The organism is Micromonospora auratinigra (assembly GCF_900089595.1).
In the GTDB taxonomy this organism is placed as follows: Bacteria; Actinomycetota; Actinomycetes; order Mycobacteriales; family Micromonosporaceae; genus Micromonospora; species Micromonospora auratinigra.
Genome location: NZ_LT594323.1, coordinates 4,830,748 through 4,849,315 on the forward strand (window position 1 = coordinate 4,830,748; position 18,568 = coordinate 4,849,315).

Annotated in this window: 17 protein-coding genes and 3 tRNA genes; 8 read left to right on the forward strand and 12 right to left on the reverse strand. The window is 73.0% G+C overall.

Translation table 11 applies throughout. From position 1 onward, the window contains the following. Window positions 1–87: 87 nt before the first annotated feature. The 5 genes from GA0070611_RS21670 to GA0070611_RS21690 all read right to left on the reverse strand — a co-directional run bounded on the left by GA0070611_RS21670 (window position 88) and on the right by GA0070611_RS21690 (window position 2,814). Window positions 88–588: a cupin domain-containing protein gene (locus tag GA0070611_RS21670; protein WP_091667241.1), complete on the reverse strand. Its 501-nt coding sequence runs from the start codon at window positions 586–588 to the stop codon at window positions 88–90. A 33-nt stretch (window positions 589–621) separates the two neighbouring features. Further along, window positions 622–1,563 (reverse strand): NADP-dependent oxidoreductase, encoded by a 942-nt coding sequence (locus tag GA0070611_RS21675; protein ID WP_091667243.1) that lies wholly within the window; start codon window positions 1,561–1,563, stop codon window positions 622–624. Window positions 1,564–1,635: 72 nt separating this feature from the next. Next, window positions 1,636–2,490, reverse strand: a complete 855-nt coding sequence (locus GA0070611_RS21680) for a helix-turn-helix domain-containing protein (RefSeq protein WP_091667246.1) — start codon at window positions 2,488–2,490, stop codon at window positions 1,636–1,638. A gap of 124 nt (window positions 2,491–2,614) precedes the next feature. Then, window positions 2,615–2,687 (reverse strand) — tRNA-Arg (locus GA0070611_RS21685). Window positions 2,688–2,723: 36 nt separating this feature from the next. Continuing rightward, window positions 2,724–2,814, reverse strand: a tRNA-Ser gene (locus tag GA0070611_RS21690). A 134-nt stretch (window positions 2,815–2,948) separates the two neighbouring features. On the opposite strand from GA0070611_RS21690, the gene GA0070611_RS31970 reads away from it, so the two are divergent. Further along, window positions 2,949–4,568: a hypothetical protein gene (locus GA0070611_RS31970; protein ID WP_231921184.1), complete on the forward strand. Its 1,620-nt coding sequence runs from the start codon at window positions 2,949–2,951 to the stop codon at window positions 4,566–4,568. On the opposite strand, the gene GA0070611_RS21700 is transcribed toward GA0070611_RS31970, so the two are convergent. Then, entirely contained in the window at window positions 4,555–5,328 is a 774-nt protein-coding gene (locus GA0070611_RS21700; RefSeq protein ID WP_091673248.1) for a CPBP family intramembrane glutamic endopeptidase, read from the reverse strand. The two genes, GA0070611_RS31970 and GA0070611_RS21700, sit on opposite strands and share 14 nt — an antisense overlap. 145 nt (window positions 5,329–5,473) lie before the next feature. On the opposite strand from GA0070611_RS21700, the gene GA0070611_RS21705 reads away from it, so the two are divergent. Next, on the forward strand, window positions 5,474–6,595 hold the full coding sequence (locus GA0070611_RS21705) for a globin domain-containing protein (protein WP_091667248.1): 1,122 nt from the start codon (window positions 5,474–5,476) through the stop codon (window positions 6,593–6,595). A gap of 121 nt (window positions 6,596–6,716) precedes the next feature. Here the strand turns inward: GA0070611_RS21705 and GA0070611_RS21710 are convergent, their stop codons facing one another. Then, the gene (locus GA0070611_RS21710; protein WP_091667251.1) at window positions 6,717–8,246 is read right to left on the reverse strand and encodes a peptide deformylase; all 1,530 of its coding nucleotides are present in this window, start codon (window positions 8,244–8,246) and stop codon (window positions 6,717–6,719) included. Between the two features lie 315 nt (window positions 8,247–8,561). Here GA0070611_RS21710 and GA0070611_RS21715 point away from each other — a divergent pair, with 315 nt between their 5' ends. Next, a complete protein-coding gene (locus GA0070611_RS21715; RefSeq protein ID WP_091673250.1) occupies window positions 8,562–9,341 on the forward strand; it encodes an IucA/IucC family C-terminal-domain containing protein in 780 nt (259 codons plus the stop codon). A 102-nt stretch (window positions 9,342–9,443) separates the two neighbouring features. Here the strand turns inward: GA0070611_RS21715 and GA0070611_RS21720 are convergent, their stop codons facing one another. After that, window positions 9,444–11,255 carry a hypothetical protein gene (locus tag GA0070611_RS21720; protein ID WP_091667253.1) on the reverse strand — a complete coding sequence of 604 codons (1,812 nt, stop codon included), beginning with the start codon at window positions 11,253–11,255 and terminating at the stop codon, window positions 9,444–9,446. A gap of 211 nt (window positions 11,256–11,466) precedes the next feature. On the opposite strand from GA0070611_RS21720, the gene GA0070611_RS21725 reads away from it, so the two are divergent. Then, window positions 11,467–12,177: a class I SAM-dependent methyltransferase gene (locus GA0070611_RS21725; protein WP_091667255.1), complete on the forward strand. Its 711-nt coding sequence runs from the start codon at window positions 11,467–11,469 to the stop codon at window positions 12,175–12,177. Between the two features lie 40 nt (window positions 12,178–12,217). On the opposite strand, the gene GA0070611_RS21730 is transcribed toward GA0070611_RS21725, so the two are convergent. Then, window positions 12,218–12,751 carry a YbhB/YbcL family Raf kinase inhibitor-like protein gene (locus GA0070611_RS21730; RefSeq protein ID WP_091667257.1) on the reverse strand — a complete coding sequence of 178 codons (534 nt, stop codon included), beginning with the start codon at window positions 12,749–12,751 and terminating at the stop codon, window positions 12,218–12,220. A gap of 436 nt (window positions 12,752–13,187) precedes the next feature. Between GA0070611_RS21730 and GA0070611_RS21735 the strand changes: the two genes are divergently transcribed. Further along, complete coding sequence (locus tag GA0070611_RS21735) at window positions 13,188–14,252, forward strand: glycoside hydrolase family 11 protein (RefSeq protein ID WP_091667259.1); 1,065 nt, start codon at window positions 13,188–13,190, stop codon at window positions 14,250–14,252. Between the two features lie 56 nt (window positions 14,253–14,308). Here GA0070611_RS21735 and GA0070611_RS21740 read toward each other — a convergent pair. After that, window positions 14,309–14,398 (reverse strand) — tRNA-Ser (locus GA0070611_RS21740). A gap of 247 nt (window positions 14,399–14,645) precedes the next feature. Between GA0070611_RS21740 and GA0070611_RS21745 the strand changes: the two genes are divergently transcribed. Further along, on the forward strand, window positions 14,646–15,620 hold the full coding sequence (locus GA0070611_RS21745) for an NAD(P)H-quinone oxidoreductase (protein WP_091667261.1): 975 nt from the start codon (window positions 14,646–14,648) through the stop codon (window positions 15,618–15,620). 4 nt (window positions 15,621–15,624) lie between these two features. Here GA0070611_RS21745 and soxR read toward each other — a convergent pair whose 3' ends face one another. Further along, on the reverse strand, window positions 15,625–16,083 hold the full coding sequence (gene soxR, locus GA0070611_RS21750; protein WP_091667263.1) for a redox-sensitive transcriptional activator SoxR: 459 nt from the start codon (window positions 16,081–16,083) through the stop codon (window positions 15,625–15,627). A 46-nt stretch (window positions 16,084–16,129) separates the two neighbouring features. On the opposite strand from soxR, the gene GA0070611_RS21755 reads away from it, so the two are divergent. Together GA0070611_RS21755 and GA0070611_RS21760 are read left to right on the forward strand one after the other, a co-directional pair. Continuing rightward, window positions 16,130–16,822: a transketolase gene (locus GA0070611_RS21755; RefSeq protein WP_091667265.1), complete on the forward strand. Its 693-nt coding sequence runs from the start codon at window positions 16,130–16,132 to the stop codon at window positions 16,820–16,822. Between the two features lie 2 nt (window positions 16,823–16,824). Further along, entirely contained in the window at window positions 16,825–17,709 is an 885-nt protein-coding gene (locus GA0070611_RS21760; protein ID WP_091667267.1) for a transketolase family protein, read from the forward strand. Between the two features lie 16 nt (window positions 17,710–17,725). Here the strand turns inward: GA0070611_RS21760 and GA0070611_RS21765 are convergent, their stop codons facing one another. Continuing rightward, window positions 17,726–18,421, reverse strand: a complete 696-nt coding sequence (locus GA0070611_RS21765) for a glycosyltransferase family 2 protein (protein WP_091667269.1) — start codon at window positions 18,419–18,421, stop codon at window positions 17,726–17,728. Window positions 18,422–18,568: the final 147 nt, after the last annotated feature.

The following is an 18,568-nucleotide window of genomic DNA, read 5'->3' on the forward strand; positions in this document are numbered from 1 at the left end:
GATCTATGAGCAGTCAAGAAGCTTTGTTCCATAAGCCTGCACCCGCCCCGGCCGGCAGCGAGCCGGCCGGGGCGGCCCGGCGTCCAGCTACAGGAACTCACTGCGGTACGTCGCGGCCAGGTCCGCCGCGCGGCGGCGGCGTTCCGCGATCTCGTCCGGCGACAGCTGCGGCGGCGGCGCGTCCCGGCCCGCGACGACGTCACCGATGCGCGTGAAGTACTCGTCCTGCCCGGCAGGGGTGCACATGCACAGCATCCGGGCCGGAGCGCCCGAGACGTTGCGGAAGTTGTGCGGCGCGTTGGCCGGGATGTTGATGCTGGACCCGGCCCGTACCAGGTGCTTCTCGCCGCGGAAGGTGAACTCGATCTCGCCGTCGAGGATCGTGAACAGCTCCTCGAAGTCGTGCCGGTGCGGCGGCGGGCCACCGCCGTCGGGCACCCGCATGTCGATCAGGCAGTACCGGCCGTTGGTCTGCTCGCCGGTGATCAGCATTCCGTAGGTGTTGCCCACGAGGGAGACGTACGTCGTGGCGGGGTCGTCGGGGTTCGCCACGGTCAGCGAGCGGGATGGATCGTCGGCGGGAATCATGGTGCTCCGTTCCAGGAGGTCGAGGGTGGATGATCAGGCGACGGTGACGACGACCTTGCCGCTGGGCAGCGTGCCCGCGGCCACGTCGGCGTGCAGGGCGGGCAGATCGGCCAGCGCGATCCGCCGGGCGACCTCGACGCGCAGCTCACCGGTGTTGACGCGGGCGGCCAGGTCGGCGAGTTGGTCGGCGTCGCTGCGCACGAACAGGTCGATGCCGCGCACGCCGCGCTCCTCGTCGGAAGGGGCGGGCATCCAGACGGTGGTGTTGACCAGGGTCCCGCCGTCACGGATCAGGCCCACCAGCGCGGCGAGCTGCTCCGGGGTGATCGGCGCGAGGTTGAGCACGAGGTCGACCGGCTCGGTCACCGCCCCGGTCACGTCGGTGGCGGTGTGGTCGATCACCTCGTCGGCGCCGGCGGCGCTGACCCGCTGGGCGCTGCCCGGGCCGGCCGTGGCGAGAACCGTGGCCCCGGCCTCCTTCGCCAACTGCACGGCGTATCCGCCGACCGCTCCGCCGGCACCGTTGATCAGCACCCGCTGACCGGCGGTCAGCTTGCCGTGGTCGAACAGCGCCTGCCACGCCGTCAGGCCCACCAGCGGGAACGCCGCCGCGTCGGCCAACGGGATGTTCCGGGGGGCCCCGGTCAGGAGCTCCGCCGGCGCGATCACGTACTCGGCGGCCGCTCCGGTCCCGGTCATCGGCAGGAAGCCGATGACCCGGTCGCCGACCGCGACCTCGTCCACGCCGTCACCGAGCGCGTCGACCGTGCCGGCGACATCGAGGCCCGGAGTGTGCGGCAGCTCGACCGGGATCGGGCCCTGCATGTAGCCCGCGCGGATGTTGGCGTCGACACCGTTGAAGGACGTCGCGGCGACGCGGATACGGACCTGACCGGCACCGGGGACGGGCTGCTCGACGTCCTCGTAGCGCAGTACCTCGGGGCCGCCGAACTCGTGGAAACGCACTGCCTTCATTGCTGGACCTGCTTTCGTTGATGCCGTCGATGTGCTTCGCGACGTCACTCAACTTGGCAGGATCCGGCGCCGTCAGCCTGGGCCGGACTGGCCCACCCTGATGATGGCCGGTTCGCCGGCATGGTCGACGATCTCGGCGAGACGCGCCGCATCGGCCGAGCCCGGTGCCGCGGTGAGCATCAGTGCCGCCAGGTCGTCGCCCGGGATGGCGAGCAGGCTGCCGACGAGCGTGACGGCGCCGCCGTCCGGATGGATGAACGCGGCACTGCTCTCGTATGCCACCACCGGTCTCGGCGTGCGCCACAGGGTGTCGAACAGCCGGCTGCGGCTGCGCATCTCGTCCACCAGCGCGGCGAGCGACGCGTCGGCGGGGTAGCGCAGCAGCGCGCTCCTCAGCCGGGCGGCGAGGATCGCTTCATGATCGGTCGCGTCGTCCGCGGACTGCTTGAAACCGTTGAACGGATCGCAGAACGTGCGCCAGGCGACGTTCCAGTCCCACGGGTCACCGGTGAGCTCCCAGTGCCCCAGGGCCACGAACGCGCTGTTCACGGCGATGAGGTTCATCGCCGCGTCGGAGACGAACATCGGGGTGTCCGGGAACCGTTCCAGCAGCCGCAGCGCACCCGAACCGACTTCGTTCGGCACCTGCCCGTCGGCGGCGGCGTACCCGGCCAGCGCGCACAGCCGCTCGTACTCCGCCCGCCCGACCCGCAGCGCCCGGGCGATGGCGTTCACCACCCCGGCCGACGGATGGCTGCGCCCCTGCTCCAACCGGCGTACGTAGTCCGCCGACATCCCCGCGAGCTCACCGAGCTCCTCCCGCCGCAACCCCTGCACCCGCCGCCGGCCGATCGGTAGCCCGACCGCCGCAGGTGCCGTGCTCTCCCGCAACTGGCGCACCGCGACACCGAACTCGTGACGTTCCACAGCGCAAGTGTGCCCGGAACGTCGAGACACCGGGCAGTGGGCGGGCACGAACCCGGCCGGAACGACACCGCGAAAAGATGAAGGCCGTGATCAGCTCTCGCTGGTCACGGCCTTCATCGTGAAGTGCGCCCGAAGGGACTCGAACCCCTAACCTTCTGATCCGTAGTCAGATGCTCTATCCATTGAGCTACGGGCGCTCGGTGCTCAGCCAGTCTACACACCCGGCTTTCGCGCGGAGACTCCGGGATTCGAACCCGGGAGGGGCTTTAAGACCCCAACCGCATTAGCAGTGCGGCGCCATAGACCAGACTAGGCGAAGTCTCCTCGGTGGTCCGGAGACCACCGCGCCCGAGAATACAGGTACGTCCCCTCCCGGGGCAAAGCGACTACCGGGCGGCCACCCGGGCCCTGCGTTTCCGTCGTGTGCGTCGTCACACCCGCGACTACGCTCCATCGATATGCAGGAGCAGCCGCCGAGCGACCCGCCCCGCCGTGAGCCCGCCCCCGGCGCCCGGCGGAGCCGCTCCACCGAGCCGACCTTCACCCCGCCGCCCAGCCCGCCCGCGCCGGCCGACCCGCAGCCGTCCGAACCGGTGTCGAGGGAGCGGCGAACCAGGAAGGCAGCCCCCACCGTGCTCTTCCGGCCGCCCGATCCCGCCGGAGCCGCACCGACGACCCCGGCCGGGGCCACACCGACCACCCCCGCCGCGACCGGCACGCCGGACCGCGCGCAGACCGCCCCCGCGCCACGGCCCCGCCCCGCCGCCGAGCCGACCGACACCACGCCACGTACCGACGCCGGGCTGAGCACCGATGCCCCGGCGGCCACCGACGCCCCGCCGGGCGCCGACGTCGGGACCGCGCGGCCGACGAAGCGCGCGACGGCCAGGAAGACCTCCTCGGCGACGAAGGGCGAGGTCCCGCCGGCAGGCGCGACCACCCAGGCAGCAAAGGCCGGAACCCGGCGCGCCGCGAAGGCCGCCCCGGCGGCGAAGAGCGCACGCCCTACCGCCGCGAAGGCCGCCCCGGCACCGGCCGGGACGGACGAGCAGCCGGCCGGCGTGACGAGGAGCACGCTGCCTCCCGCCGGGCCGACCGCCCCGGCGGTGGAGACGGCACCGGACACCGCCGGCGAACAGCCGGCCCAGGTGGCCGAGAGCGCGGAGCAGCCGACCCGGGCGGCGAAGGCGACGGCGCGCCGGGCCGCCCCGGTGGCGAAGAAGGCGACGCCGGTCACCCGGAAGCGGGCCGGCCGGGCCGAGGTCGGGACCAGCGGAGCGCCGGTGACGGATCCGTCCCCGGTCCCGGCCCTCGGGGAAGCGCCGGAGCCGGGCGGCCCGCCCGGACCGGTGGAAACGGTCACGGCCGACGCGGAGCCGACCGAGCGGCCGGAGCAGGGGCGGCCCACCGACCAGGGTTGGCGGGAGGTGGCTGCCCGCGTACTCGATCATCCGGGGTTCGCGCCGGAGCTGCTGGCCGGCGCGGCGGTGGCGGCGCTCGGGCCGCGGGCCGGCGACTGGGCCGAGCGAACCCGCGCGGCCTATCCCGACGCGGACGCGGACGGGCTGGCCCGGCTGGCCACCCGGCGGTTCGTCCGGCTGGCCGGTACGGGCGGCGCGCTCGCCGCGGGTGCCGGCCTGTTCGCCCCGGCGGCCGAGCTGGCGGCGGTGCTCTGGACGCAGGCCAACCTGGTGCTGCACCTGGCGGCGGTCTACGGCCGGGAGCCGGGACATCCGGACCGGGTACCCGAGCTGCTGGTGCTGACCCAGGTGCACCCGGACCTGGCCACGGCGCGGGCGGCGCTGGACGCGGTGCGGTCGGCGGGTGCGCCGGTCGACGGCACGTGGCCCCGGGCGGCGGAGGCGGCCTGGCGGTTGGCGACGCCGCTGGCCGCCCAGGCGGGCGGCTGGTGGGCGCTGCGGCTGGCGTCGCGGCTGCTGCCGGGCGCGGCCCCGCTCACCGCCGCGACGGGCGGCACGGCCGCCGCCGAGCGGCTCGCCGCGCGGGCGCGGGCCCTCTACCGCCCCGGCCGGGTCGGCCTGACCGGGCCGGGCGCGGGAGGGGTCATAGCCAGCTGAACCAGGACTTCGGCAGCGAGGCGTAGCCGACGAAGGCGACCACGTCGAGCAGGGTGTGCGCCACGATCAGCGGCGCCACCCGGCGGGTACGCAGGAAGAACAGGCTGAAGATCACGCCCATCACCGCGTTGCCGACGAACGCGCCGAAGCCCTGGTAGAGGTGGTAGGAACCGCGCAGCACGGCGCTGGCGGCGACCACCGCGGCGAGCCGCCAGCGCAGCTGGCGCAGCCGGGTGACCAGGTAACCGACCACGATCACCTCCTCCAGCACGGCGTTCTGCACGGCTGCCAGGATCAGCACCGGCACCGCCCACCAGAGGTGCGGCAGCGCGGCGGGGACCAGCGTGGCGTTGAGGCCGAGCTGCGCGGCGGCCCAGAACAGGGCCAGCCCGGGCAGGCCGATCAGCGCGGCCAGGCCGGCGCCGCGGGCCAGGTCGGACCCGGGCCGCCCGGCGTCGATGCCGAGCGTCCGCGCCGGGTCCCCCGGGTCCCGCGCCAGCAGGTGTACGGCGAGCAGCACCGGCAGCAGCGCGAAGCAGATCCCCAGCAGCTGGTACGTCAGGTCGAGGTACGGCCGCGCGGTCACCGAGGTGTTCAGCGAGGCGGTCTGCTTGGACAGCGGCCCGGCGGCGGTCAGCTTGGCGATCAGCGAGACCAGCGCGTACACGGCCGACTGGCCGAGGGAGAGGCCGAGCACCAGCAGCGTCTCGGTGCCCAGGGTCCGGCGGGACACCGGGCGGGTGAGCTCGTCAACCGTCACCGGACCACTGTGCCGCACGCGGGGGCCGACCGGCAGCACCGTCCGGAACGGATGAGCCGATCGCACATTGTGTGCGACCGGTGCGCACGCTGCGTGGAGATTCTATGGGGGCCGATCCGCCCGTCAGGAGAAGGAGCGTGCCCCGGTGTCGAACTTCGCGCGGTTGCTGAAGGAGAGCTGGACCCTGGTCGAGGAGGAGCGCGAGCGGCTGAGCGGTCACTTCTACGCCCGGCTGTTCCTGCTCGACCCCGACCTGCGCAAGCTCTTCCCGGTGCAGATGAACGGGCAGGGTGACCGGATCCTGGAGGCGATCGTCACCGCCACCCAGACGGTGGACGACCCGGAGGCGTTCGACGAGTACCTGCGGGCGCTGGGCCGGGACCACCGGAAGTACCACGTCGAGGCGAGCCACTACGAGACGATGGGCGTCGCCCTGCTGGACGCGCTGCGCAGCACCGCCGGGGACGGCTGGAACCTGGAGTACGACCAGGCCTGGCGGGACGCGTACGCGAGCATCTGCGAGCGGATGCTGGCGGGCGCGGAGGCGGACGAGAACCCGCCGTTCTGGCACGCCGAGGTGCTCACCCACGAGCGGCACGGGCCGGACACCGCGGTACTGACCGTGCGCGCCCTCCAGTTCCCGCTGCGCTGGCAGGCCGGCCAGTACGTCAGCGTGGAGGCGCCCCGTCACCACGCCCGGGTCTGGCGCACCTACTCGGTGGCGAACGCCCCGAACGACGACAACGTGCTGGAGTTCCACGTACGGACGCCGGCAGGGGCGGCGGGCTGGGTCTCCGGGGCGCTGGTGCGGCGTACGAAGCCGGGTGACCTGCTCCGGATCGCCGCGCCGATGGGCTCGATGACGCTGGACCGGGAGTCGACCCGGGACATCCTCTGCGTGGCGGGCGGGGTCGGGCTGGCCCCGATCAAGGCGCTGGTGGAGGAGTTGACCACGGTCAACCGGACCCGGTGGGTGCACGTCTTCTACGGCGCGCGCCGCCCGGACGAGCTGTACGGGCTGGCCGGCCTGGAGGAGCTGGTGGCCGCCCACCCGTGGTTGTCGGTGACCCCGGCGTGCAGCGACGACCCGGACTTCGACGGCGAACTGGGGGACGTCTCCGACGTGGTGACCCGGTACGGCCCGTGGACCACGCACGACTGCTACGTCTCCGGCTCGGCCGGGATGGTGCGGGCCACCCTGCGCGCGCTGGCCGCCGACGACGTGCCGCCGGACAACATCCGCTACGACACCTTCGGCAACCTGTAGACCTTTCTCCCCCCGAGCCGGGCCGCGTGCCCCCGCCCCCTGGGGCACGCGGCCCGGCCCCCCGTGCACCGGTACGCGGGCCGGACCGGCAACCGGCTCGCGTACCGGAATCGGGCGTGGGTCAGTAGCGCCAGGGGTGGCCGGTGTCGCGGTACTCCTCGACCGGCACGAGGGGCGTCCCGGGTGCCATCCGGTCGACGTAGAGGCGGCCCTCCAGGTGGTCGATCTCGTGCGCGACCAGCCGGGCCATCGCGTACTCGAAGGACGTGATGACCCGGCTGCCGTCCCACTGGGCGTGTTCCACGTCGATCCGCAGCGGTCGGGGCACCAGCCCCCGGTGGTCGAAGAAGGAGAGGCAGCCCTCGTACTGCTCGTCGTTCTCGTCCGCGGTGTCGACCACCCGGGGGTTGAGCAGCACGACCGGTTCGGCGGCCCGGTCGGCGGGGCGGACCAGGGCGACCGCCCAGCCGAGCCCGAGCTGCGGGGCGGCGATGCCGACGCCCTTGCTGAACGGGTGCAGCTCGTCGAGGCGGACCAGGATCGCGGAGAGCCGGTCCACGACGTCGCGGGCGAGGGGCTCCTCCCGGGGCAGGTCGAACTGGCGGGCGGGCTGGCGGAGCAGGTCGTCGCCGCGCTGCACGACGCCGATGCCGCGCATCCGGTCGCTGGCCCGTACCCGGACGCCCGGCCCGGGGCCGTCGGGCTCGACGTCCGTCGGCGGGGTGCGGAACCGCCACTGCATCCGGTAGCGGGCGTTGAGCGGCGGGTCGTCGGTGGCCCAGTCGAAGATCGCCCGGTCGCCCTCGTCGCGACGCTGGATCGGGGTGCGCAGCGGCCCCTCGGAGGAGGAGAGCGAGGTCTCCAGCCCCCACACCTTCGGGTCGAGGTCGGCGGGGAGGTCGAGGCGGACGGCCAGGTGCCGGGTGGGCAGGCGGACGGCCCGCTGGAACCAGGGACCCCACTTGTCCCGGCCGACGCGGTACGCGTACTCGATGGTGACCCGGTCGCCGGGGTAGAGCGGGAAGCGGCCCTCGTCGTTCTCGAAGAGCAGCCAGATCTCCTTGAACGCGTCCCGGTCGTGCTTGGCCCGCCAGTGCATCGGCTCGCGGACGCCCCCGTCGTCCCGGTACGCCGCGAGTTGCAGCTCGGCGAAGGTGAGCGGGTGCTCCCGGTGGTGCCGGTTGGAGCGGCCCGGGTCGTCGGGGTAGCGGTCGACGGCGACCCGGACCAGGTAGCGGGTGACCGGTTCGGTGCCGGCGTTGTACAGCTCGCGCCGGATCACGCAGAGGTAGCCCTCGTCGGTCCAGGTGAGCGTGGCGGACTCCCGTTCCACCACCAGTCCGGTGCCCGGGGGCAGCCACTGGCTGGGTACGGCGGCCTCCCGGTGCCCGCCGCCGGAGCGGCCGTGCCGCAGCTCGTCGTACTCGCGGTAGCGCTGCCAGATGGCGCCGGCGGCCTCCAGCACGGCCTCGGCCCGGCGGGCGAAGTCCTCGGTGGGCCGGTGCCGGCGTCCTTCGACGTGGCTGACGTAGGAGGGGTCGAAGCCCATCAGGGTGGCCAGTTGTTTCTTGGACAGCCCGCGGGCGCTCCGGTGCCGGGCGAGTTCGGCCGCGAACGAGTCGGCGGCGCGCTCGATGGGTGAGGTCGTCATCGGCTTCCTCGTACGCGGGGGAGCACCATTTTCACGTTCAGTGGCCGAACGTGTACGGAAACTGCCTCGTATTCGACACTCACCTTGACAATCCAGCGGCGTCCGTCGATGCTTGCGCCGCCCACCCGCCGCCCCGGTCGCGTTTTCCGGCGGACCCTCCGGGTAGTAGCCGGCGTGACGGGGACCTCCCCCTCACCCCCTCGGACCGACTTCCCCCGGCCGACGACTGTGGTTAGGCTAGCCTTAGCTCATACCGACGGCGGACGCCGCGCGACGGGGCGACCAGACAGGGGACGGATCAAGGTGACTGCGGTGATGCCGAGGCGGGACGTCGCCACGCCGCTCGCTCCGGTGACCGCCACCCTGCGCGCCATGTTCGGCACCGACGACCTGCCCGGGCTCGCACCCGGCCTGCTGGTCGACGACGAGACCCGCTGGTCCCCGGCCACCCGGCTGATCGACGGCACACTGCTGCCGGAGTTCCTGCGCGCGGCCACCCGGCGCTTCGGCGGTACGCCGCACGCCTGCGCCGCGCTGGCCTGGAAGTCGTACAGCTACTGGACCGCGCTGCCGGCGGTGCTCGGCTGGGCCGCCGCCCGGCGGGTGCCGCTGCTCGACCCGGCCGACGTGCTGCTGCACTTCGAGGACCACCACCAGCTGCTCACCCTCGGCCTGCGCCGGTCGACCCCGGTCGCCGTGCTGCCCACCGACCCGCTGGCCCCGACCGGCCACCCCGACGTACGGGTGGTGGCCGACGAGGCGGCGCTGCTCGGGGCGCTGCGCGCCACGCTGCTCGACGCCCACTTCGCCCCGCTGATCGCCGCGATCCAGACGGACGTCCGGCTCGGCACGCGTACGCTGCTCGGCTCGGTCGCCTCGGGGATCGCGCACGGGATCCTGCGCGCCTCGGACGCGCTGCCCGGCTCCGCCACCGAGGCGGTCGGCACGCTGCTCGGCACGCTCGACCTGAGCGACCTGGTGGAACTGGTACCCGGTCCGGGCGGCGCGCCCACGGTCCAGCGGCGCACCTGCTGCCTGGCCTTCACCCTGCCCCGGCCCAAGGTCTGCCAGGGCTGCTGCCTGCGCCCGTCCTGACCGCGCCGCCACGCGTCGCGTCCCCGGCCCATCCCGCCGCTCGGCCGGGCGACCCCGGCGCGTCCGGCCGAGCCGCGGGTCAGCTCCGGCCGCGGCCGTGGTTCAGCCGGTCAGCGGGCGGACGTCCCAGAGCCAGACGCCACCGGTGGGCGTCGGCCGGATGCCGGTCAGCGCGGTCATGCCCCGGCGCAGCGCGGCGGCCTGCGGCAGCCGGGGGTCGAGGATCACCGCGCCGGCCCGCCAGTACCGCAGGTCGTCCAGCGCGGCCACCCGGGTCGACGGGGTGATCGGCGGCACCGCGTCGGTCTTGCGGATCTGGGTGAAGAAGTCGCTGGTGGGGCGCGGTGGCGCGGTGAACAGCGCGATCCGTCCCTTCCCCGGCCGGGTGTCCGGGTAGAGGAAGTAGCCCCGGGCCAGCGGCATGTCGAGTCGGGTCTCGGCGGACCAGCGCAGCGGCTCGGGATAGGTGGTGTCCGGCAACGGAAGGGTGACGACGCTGCGACCGCCTTCCACGTACGGCCGCCAGGCGCCGGAGGTGACGAAGGCGGGGACCGGTTCGAGGCGTACCGCGGGCAGCGGGGTGGGCAGGATCGGCAGCAGCGCCATGGTGAGCACCGTGGCGGTGGCGAACCGGAGCTGCGGGCGGGCGGCGGGGTGGCGGCGGACGAGCCCGCGGACGTGCTCGGCACCGAGGGCGAGCAGGATGCCGACGATCGGGGTGAGCGCCAGCGACCAGCGGGTGGGGACCACCGAGTGCAGGATCGGCAGGTTCTCCAGCGCCGCCCAGGGCCCCGGTACGCCGGTGTCGTGCCCGTCGAGGCGGACCTCCCGGCCGAGGGAGAAGAGCGCGAAGAGCAGCCCCACCCCGGCCAGGGCCAGCACCACGACGTTGCGCCGCAGCCACCAGACCAGCGCCACCACCAGGACGACCAGCGGCCAGCCGAAGAAGGCGTTCTCCTCGGTGGCGTTCTTCGCCAGCCAGACGCTGCCCCGGGCGTCCCCGGCCAGCGACTCCCGGGACCAGGCGACGAACGAGGCCAGGTCGGTCCGGTAGCCCCGGATCAGCGGGGAGAGCCCCTGGTAGGCGCCGGGACCGAAGAACTGGACGGAGAGCGGGTACGCCAGCAGCGCCCCGGAGACGACGGCGGCCACGCCGAGCCCGGCGCAGAACGGCCGGGCGGCCCGGCGCAGCCCGGGGCGGGCCACGGCCAGCGCGACCACCACCACCCCGAGCCCGATCGCGGTCATCAGCAGGATCTCCAGGTTGAGGAACGCCTGCCAAACGATCACCAGGCCGAGCAGCACACCGTTGCGCAGCCAGCGGCCCGGTTCGGCCAGCCGCAGGGTCCGCCAGACCAGCAACGGCACCACGAACTGGCCGACGATGTTGGGGTGGGCGTTGGCGTGCGAGACCATCGCCGGGGCGAAGGCGCAGAAGCCGGCGCCGAGCCAGGCCGGTCCCCGGCCGACGGCCAGCACCCGGGACAGCAGGAGGTACCAGGCGATGCCGGTGGCGGCCATGCCGAGGGTGAGAAAGAGCAGAAATGACCAGCGAGGGCCGAACAGTACGGTGACGGGCGTCATTGGCAGCGAAATGGATAATACGGACGTATTCGCCATCAGATTCACGCCGTCCGGCACATTCATCCGGTCCGTCGTGAACGGATAGGCGAATTCGGTCACCACCCGTGCGCCGTGCGCCATCATCCACTGGAACTGCGCCTGATCGGAGAGGTTGTCCCGCACCCCGGCCCGGGGGTCGAGCCAGAAACGGGCGGTCACCCAGAACGCGAGCAGCACGAAGCTGAGCGCGGCGACCAGGTCGGTCCACCGCCCGCGCGTCGACCGTCCGCCCTCGTCGGGGCCGCCCTCGGCAGCACCACCGTCGGCGGCGTCCGATTGAGGAGTAGTCATGACAATTCAGAGCGTAGTCAGGGTATGGCAGGGACGTGACATGTTTCTGGGCACTGGCGTACTATGTGCCGGGTTCGCCGACCGCCGATCACGTGCCCACCCCCGACCGTATTTCGGCCACCCCCGGTGCCCCGATTTCCTCACCGTCCCTCCGGATGGTTGACTCTGTCGGTCCAGGCGCGGGTCAGTCATTACGTAGAGGAATCGACGCATGGCAGAGATCACTGGGGATCAGCGCGTCCAGTCGGAGGTGCTCGAAGGGCTGGCGACGGCGGTCAACCACCGCAGGTGGTTCGTCGAGCTCGCGGTGCCCTACCTCGGTGACAACCCCATCGAGATCGGTAGCGGCCTGGGCGACTACGCCCTGGAGTGGTCGGAGCACCTGCCCCGGATCACCGCCACCGAGGCCGACCCGGACCGGCTGGTCCGGCTCAAGGAGCGACTCGCCGACCACCCGGGCATCGAGGTCCGGCAGATGCTGCTGCCGCACACCGAGCGGGGCGACTACAGCGCCGCCGTGTCGTACAACGTGCTGGAGCACATCGACGACCACGTGGGCGCGCTGCGCAGCATGCGCGACCTGGTCCGTCCCGGCGGCGCGGTGGTCATCATCGTGCCGGCGTTCCAGTTCGCGATGAGCCCGGCGGACATCGCCACCGGCCACGTCCGCCGCTACACCAAGAAGACGCTCGGCGCGGCGATGACCGAGGCCGGGCTCACCGTCGAGAAGATCCACTACGCCAACGCGCTGGGCCTGATCGGCTACTTCATGGCCACCAAGGTCTTCCGGCTGATGCCGAAGGAGGGCCCGATGGTGAAGATCTACGACAGCCTGGTGCTGCCCGCGACGAAGGCCGCCGAGCAGGCCGTCCGCCCGCCCTTCGGCCAGTCCGTCTTCGCGGTCGCCCGCGTCCCCGCCTGAGCCGGGTCGGGGCCTCCGCGGGCGCGGAGGCCCCGCCGCCTCACTCCTTGATCTGGTACGTCGGGCGGATGACCGCCCGGGCCAGGGTGTGGAAGGCCAGGTTGAAGCCGACGAAGGCCGGGCTGGCGTCCGGCCCGACGTCGAGGCGCTCCACGTCGACCGCGTGCACCGCGAAGACGTACCGGTGCGGCCGGTCGCCGGGCGGCGGGGCGGCCCCGCCGTAGCCGGTGTCGCCGTAGTCGTTGCGGATGCTGAACGCGCCGCCGAGATCGCTGTCCTTCACCCCGGTCGGCAACTCGGTCACCGAGGCCGGCACGTCCACCAGCACCCAGTGCCAGAAGCCGCTGCCGGTCGGGGCGTCCGGGTCGAAGCAGGTCACCACGAAGCTCTTCGTCTCGTCGGGGAAGCCCGACCAGTGCAGCTGCGGGGAGGTGTTCTCGCCGCCGGCGCTGCCGTGCGCGTACCGCGCGTCCATCGGCTCGCCGTTGTGCACGTCCTCACTGGTCAGCGTGAAGGTGGGCACGGTCGGCAGCAGCTCGTACGGGTCCGGGGCGATCGGTCGTTCCAGGCTCATTCGAAACGGGTCCTTCCGGGTGCGCGATGTCCTGCGCCTCTTCATACCCCCTGAGCACCCCGGGTCGAACCACGACGGCCGGCATGTCCGCCCCGGCCCTGTCCGGCGGCCCCGAAACTTTCGGTGGATGCACCGTAATTCTCGGTGACAGCTCGCGGCCCCCGCTCGCTCACCGGCGCCCCACCATGCCGGCATCCCCTGTTCAGTTGCCTGCCACCGACCCGACGCAGCCGATCCAGGCCCGCGACGGTTCCGGAAATCGTTGACACCGCGATGGGGTCGACCGATGATGCAAGCATCGATGAACCTCGACGGCCACCGATCCGGGCGCGGTGGCCAGGGCAGCGACTGGTTCCTCGGTCGTCATCGACCACGAAAGAGGGATGCACCCGTGAACGACTCACCCGTCCCCCCGGCACGCCCACGGCGTACCCGGATGCGGCTCCTGCTCGCCGGCACCACCGCGGTCGTGCTGGCCGCGGTCTCGGCCACCATGACCGGCATCGCCCACGCCGAGGCCGACCGGATCGTCACCTCGAACACCACCGGTACGCACAACGGCTACTTCTTCTCGTACTGGAAGGACAACGGCAACGTCACCCTGACGCTGGGCGCCGGCGGCAACTACAGCGTCCAGTGGAGCAACATGAACAACATGGTGGTCGGCAAGGGTTGGAAGCCCGGCTCCAACCACACCGTGAACTACTCCGGCACGTTCAGCCCGAACGGCAACGGCTACCTGGCGCTCTACGGCTGGACCCGGAACCCGCTGATCGAGTACTACATCGTGGAGAACTTCGGCTCGTACAACCCCAGCACCGGCGCGCAGCGGCTGGGCTCCGTCACCACCGACGGCAGCACGTACGACATCTACCGCACCCAGCGGGTCAACCAGCCCTCCATCGAGGGCACCGCGACGTTCTACCAGTACTGGAGCGTCCGGCAGCAGCACCGCAGCAGCGGCACCATCACCACCGCCAACCACTTCAACGCCTGGGCCAGCCTCGGCCTGAACCTGGGCAGCCACGACTACCAGATCATGGCGACCGAGGGCTACCAGAGCAGTGGCAGCTCCAACATCACGGTGAGCGAGGGCCCGGGCGGTGGCCCGACCACCAGCAGCCCGCCGCCCACCACCACCAGCCCGCCGCCGACCACCACCAGCCCGCCCCCGAACCCGGGCGGCGGCCCGTGCAAGGTGAGCAACGCGGTGAACGCCTGGAACAACGGCCTCACCGACAACATCACCATCACCAACACCGGCACGACCACGATCAACGGCTGGTCGCTGAAGTTCACCCTGCCGTCCGGGCAGAACATCACCTCGGGCTGGAGCGCGACGTACGCACCGACCAGCGGTCAGGTGACCGCGACCAACGTCGGCTACAACCCGACCATCCCGCCGGGCGGATCCACCACGATCGGCTTCCAGGCCACGCACACCGGCAACACCGCCGCGCCGAGCGGGTTCTCGCTCAACGGCGCCGCGTGCAGCAGCTGACCCCGGTCCCCCTGGCCGGCGTCCGCGCCGGTCAGGGGGCATCTCTCGCGGTCAGGTGGCGGAGGGTGTGGGATTCGAACCCACGAAGACATCGCTGCCTTACCGGTTTTCAAGACCAGCGCCATCGGCCACTAGGCGAACCCTCCCGGACACGTCCCCGAGGGGTACGCGACCGTGCCTAGTCTGCCACGGACCGTTCACCGGCCGCGCCGCCGTCCCATCCCCCGGGGTGGGGACGACGGCGTACGGAGGCGACCGGCGACGGTACCGACCAGCGCGTCCGGGACGGCCCGGCGTCCACAGTGGTCCCGTCGGGCGCACCGCCCGGCGCGGACGGTGGACCCGGTGCCGGCCCGGGCGTGGACCCGGCCGCGGATCGGGTAAGACTGGTCCATGCGCGCGATGACGATCCCGGAACCCGGCGGACCCGAGGCCCTGGTCTGGGCGGAGGTGCCCGACCCCCGGCCCGGTCCCGGCGAGGTGGTCGTGGACGTACGGGCCACCGCGGTGAACCGGGCCGACCTGCTGCAACGGCAGGGGCACTACCCGCCGCCGCCGGGCGCGCCCGCGTACCCGGGGCTGGAGTGCTCGGGCGTGGTGAGCGCGGTCGGCCCCGACGTCACCGGCTGGACCGAGGGCCAGGAGGTCTGCGCGCTGCTGGCCGGCGGCGGGTACGCCGAGCGGGTCGCCGTGCCGGCCGGGCAGCTGCTGCCGGTGCCGGCCGGGGTGGACGTGGTGGACGCCGCCGCGCTGCCGGAGGTCGCCTGCACGGTCTGGTCCAACGTGGTGAAGCTGGCCGGGCTGGCGAAGGGCGAGACGCTGCTGGTGCACGGTGGCGGCAGCGGGATCGGCACGTTCGCCGTCCAGCTCGGGGTGGCGCTCGGCGCGACCGTGGTGGTGACCGCGCGGGCCGCGAAGCACGAGCGGCTGCGCGAGCTGGGCGCCGCGCACACCGTCGACTATCGCGAGCAGGACTTCGTCGAGGAGGTGCGGCGGGTCACCGACGGCCGGGGCGCGGACGTGATCCTGGACATCATCGGGGGCGCGTACCTGCCCCGGAACGTGGCGGCGCTGGCCACCGGCGGCCGGCTGGTGGTGATCGGCATGCAGGGCGGCCGCAAGGGTGAGCTGGACCTGGGGATGCTGCTGGCGAAGCGGGCCTCGGTGCACGCGACGGCGCTGCGGTCCCGCCCGCTCGACGAGAAGGCGCAGATCGTCCGGGGCGTACGCGAGCAGGTGTGGCCCCTGGTCGAGGCGGGCACGGTCCGCCCGGTGGTGGACCGGCGGCTGCCGCTCACCGACGCCGCCGAGGCGCACCGCCTGGTGGAGACCAACGACCACCTGGGCAAGGTGCTGCTGGTCCGGTGACCGGTCAGGCCGGGTCGGGCTCCGGGAGGGGGAGGACGCGGCGGGGGCCGGGGCCCTCGGTGGCGAGCGAGTCGCCGGGGTTGTAGAGGGTGCAGCGCTGTACGGAGAGGCAGCCGCAGCCGATGCAGCTGTCCAGGTCGTCGCGGAGCTTGCCGAGCAGCCGGATCCGCTCGTCCAGCCGGTCCCGCCAGGACCGGGAGAGCGCGGCCCAGTCCTCCGCGGTGGGCGTCCGCGCCGAGGGCAGCGAGTCCAGCGCGGCGCGGATCTCCTCCAGCGACACGCCGACCTGCTGGGAGATCCGGACGAAGGCCACCCGGCGCAGCTCGGTGCGGGCGTACCGGCGCTGGTTGCCGCCGGTGCGCTCGGCCCGGATCAGGCCGAGTCGCTCGTAGTAGCGCAGCGCGGAGGGGGCCACCCCGCTGCGGGCGGAGAGCTGGCCGATGGTCAGTGTCGCGTCGTGCATCACAGGGCCTTGAGTTGAAGTTCGCTTCAACTCGGAGGCTAGCCGCATGACGACGACCACCGCCACCGACCCCGCCCTCCTGGCGGCGCTGCTGGAGCGGGTCCGCGCCGGCCGCGAGTTCGGCCCGAACGTGTACTCGACCCTTGACGTCCTCCAGGTCCTCTACGACCGGGTGCTCCGGATCACCCCGGAGACCGCCGACCACCCCGACCGCGACCGGTTCCTGCTCTCCAAGGGACACGCCGTGGCCGGCTACTACGCCCTGCTCGCCGCGAAGGGCTTCGTGCCGGTCGAGTGGCTCGACGACCAGGGCGGCCCGGAGAGCCGCCTCGGCGACCACCCGGACCGGCTGCTGGTGCCCGGCGTGGAGATCGGCTCCGGCTCGCTCGGGCACGGCCTCGGCCTGGGCGTCGGCACCGCGCTCGGCCTGCGCGCCCAGGGCCGTACCGACCCCCGGGTGTACGTGCTGCTCGGCGACGCCGAACTGGACGAGGGCTCCAACCACGAGGCGATCGCGTACGCGGGGGCCACCGGGCTCGGCACCCTGACCGCGATCGTGCTGGACAACCGGTCGGCGAGCCACGGCTGGCCGGGCGGCGCGGCGAGCCGGTTCACCGTCAACGGGTGGACCGCGGCGACCGTCGACGGGCGCGACCACGAGGCCCTGCACACCGCCCTGACCGGGCACGACCACCACCGGCCGCACGCCGTCGTCGCGGTCGTCACCGACGGGGAGTGACCATGCGCGAGACCTTCGTGACCACCACGACCGCCCTGCTGGACGATCCGCGTACCGCGGTCGTCCTGGCCGACATCTCCGCCGCCGCGTTCGCGCCGGCCGCCGGGCGGCACCCCGACCGGGTGCTCAACGTCGGGATCCGGGAGCAACTCCTGCTGGGGGTGGCCGGCGGGCTGGGGCTGACCGGGCTGCGCCCGATCGTGCACAGCTACGCCCCGTTCCTCGTCGAGCGGGCCTACGAGCAGATCAAGCTGGACCTCGACCACCAGGGGGTCGGGGCGGTGCTGGTCAGCGTCGGCGCGTCGTACGACCGGGCGGCGGCGGGACGGACCCACCTCGGGCCGGCCGACGTGGCCCTGATCGACACGCTGAACGACTGGACCGTGCACGTGCCCGGGCACACCGACGAGGTGCCCGGGATCCTGCGCGACGCGGTCCGTGGGACCGGCTCGGCGTACCTGCGGCTCTCCACCGCCGGCAACACGGAGGCGTACCCGGACGCGGGTGGGCTGCGGGTGGTCCGCGACGCCGGACCGGGCGCGCCGCTGCTGGTGGCGGTCGGGCCGCTGCTGGACGCGGCGCTCGACGCGGTCGCCGGGCGGCCGGTCACGGTGGCGTACACCCACCGGCCCCGGCCGTTCGACGTGACCGGGCTGCGCGCCCTAGCGGGCGGCGAGGTGATCCTGGTGGAGCCGTACCTGGCGGGGACGTCGGCCCGGGTGGTCGGCGCGGCGCTGGCCGACCGGCCGCACCGGCTGCTCGCCCTCGGGGTGGGTCGCGCGGAGCTGCGCCGCTACGGCACGGCGGCGGACCACGACCGCTGGCACGGCCTGGACGCGGCCGGCCTGCGCCGCTCGATCGACGCGTTCCTGAGCCCGGCGGGCTGAAGCGGGAAGGGCGGCGTCAGCGCTTGACGGTGCGCCGGGCCCGCTCGCGGGCCAGGATCCAGACCGCCTCGACGCCGTCCTTCCAGGTGATCTTCTTGCCCTCCTCGCGGCCCCGGGCCCGGTAGCTGATCGGCACCTCGTACGGGCGAATCCGCCGGCGGAGCAGCTTGCCGGTGACCTCGGCCTCCATGCCGAAGCCGCGGGACCGGATCTCCAGCGAGCGGTACAGCGCCAGCGGCATCAGCTTGAAGCAGGTCTCCAGGTCGCCGATGTAGGAGTTGTAGAGCACGTTGGCGACGGTGGTGACGCCCTTGTTGCCCATCACGTACCAGAAGCTGTACGCGCTGTGGCTGCCGAAGGTGCGATTGCCGTAGACGACCGTGGCCCGGCCGTCGAGCACCGGCTCCAGCAGCTTCGGGATGTCCTGCGGGTCGTATTCGAGGTCGGCGTCGAGGATGACCATGTACTCGCCCTCGGCGCTGTCCACGGCGGTCTTGATCGCCGCGCCCTTGCCCGCGTTGCGCTGGTGGGTGATGACCCGCAGCCGCGCGTCGTCCACCCGGCCGAGCACCTCGCCGGTGCCGTCCCGGCTGCCGTCGTCGACCACGACGAGCTCGATCTCGCAGGGGTAGTCCACCGCCAATGCCTGCTTGAGGGCATCCGCGATGCGTTCTTCCTCGTTGTAGACCGGCATGAGGATCGAGAGCTTCACGGGTTCTCCACGGTGGCGACGATGAGTCGGCCCTAGCCTAACCCGGCAGCTCCGTGACGGTGAGTGCCCCGCCCCGTACGTTGTCAAGGTCCTGATTCCGCCAGCTGCGGCGGTGGCCGTCCCGCGCGGGGACGGCCACCGCCGTCC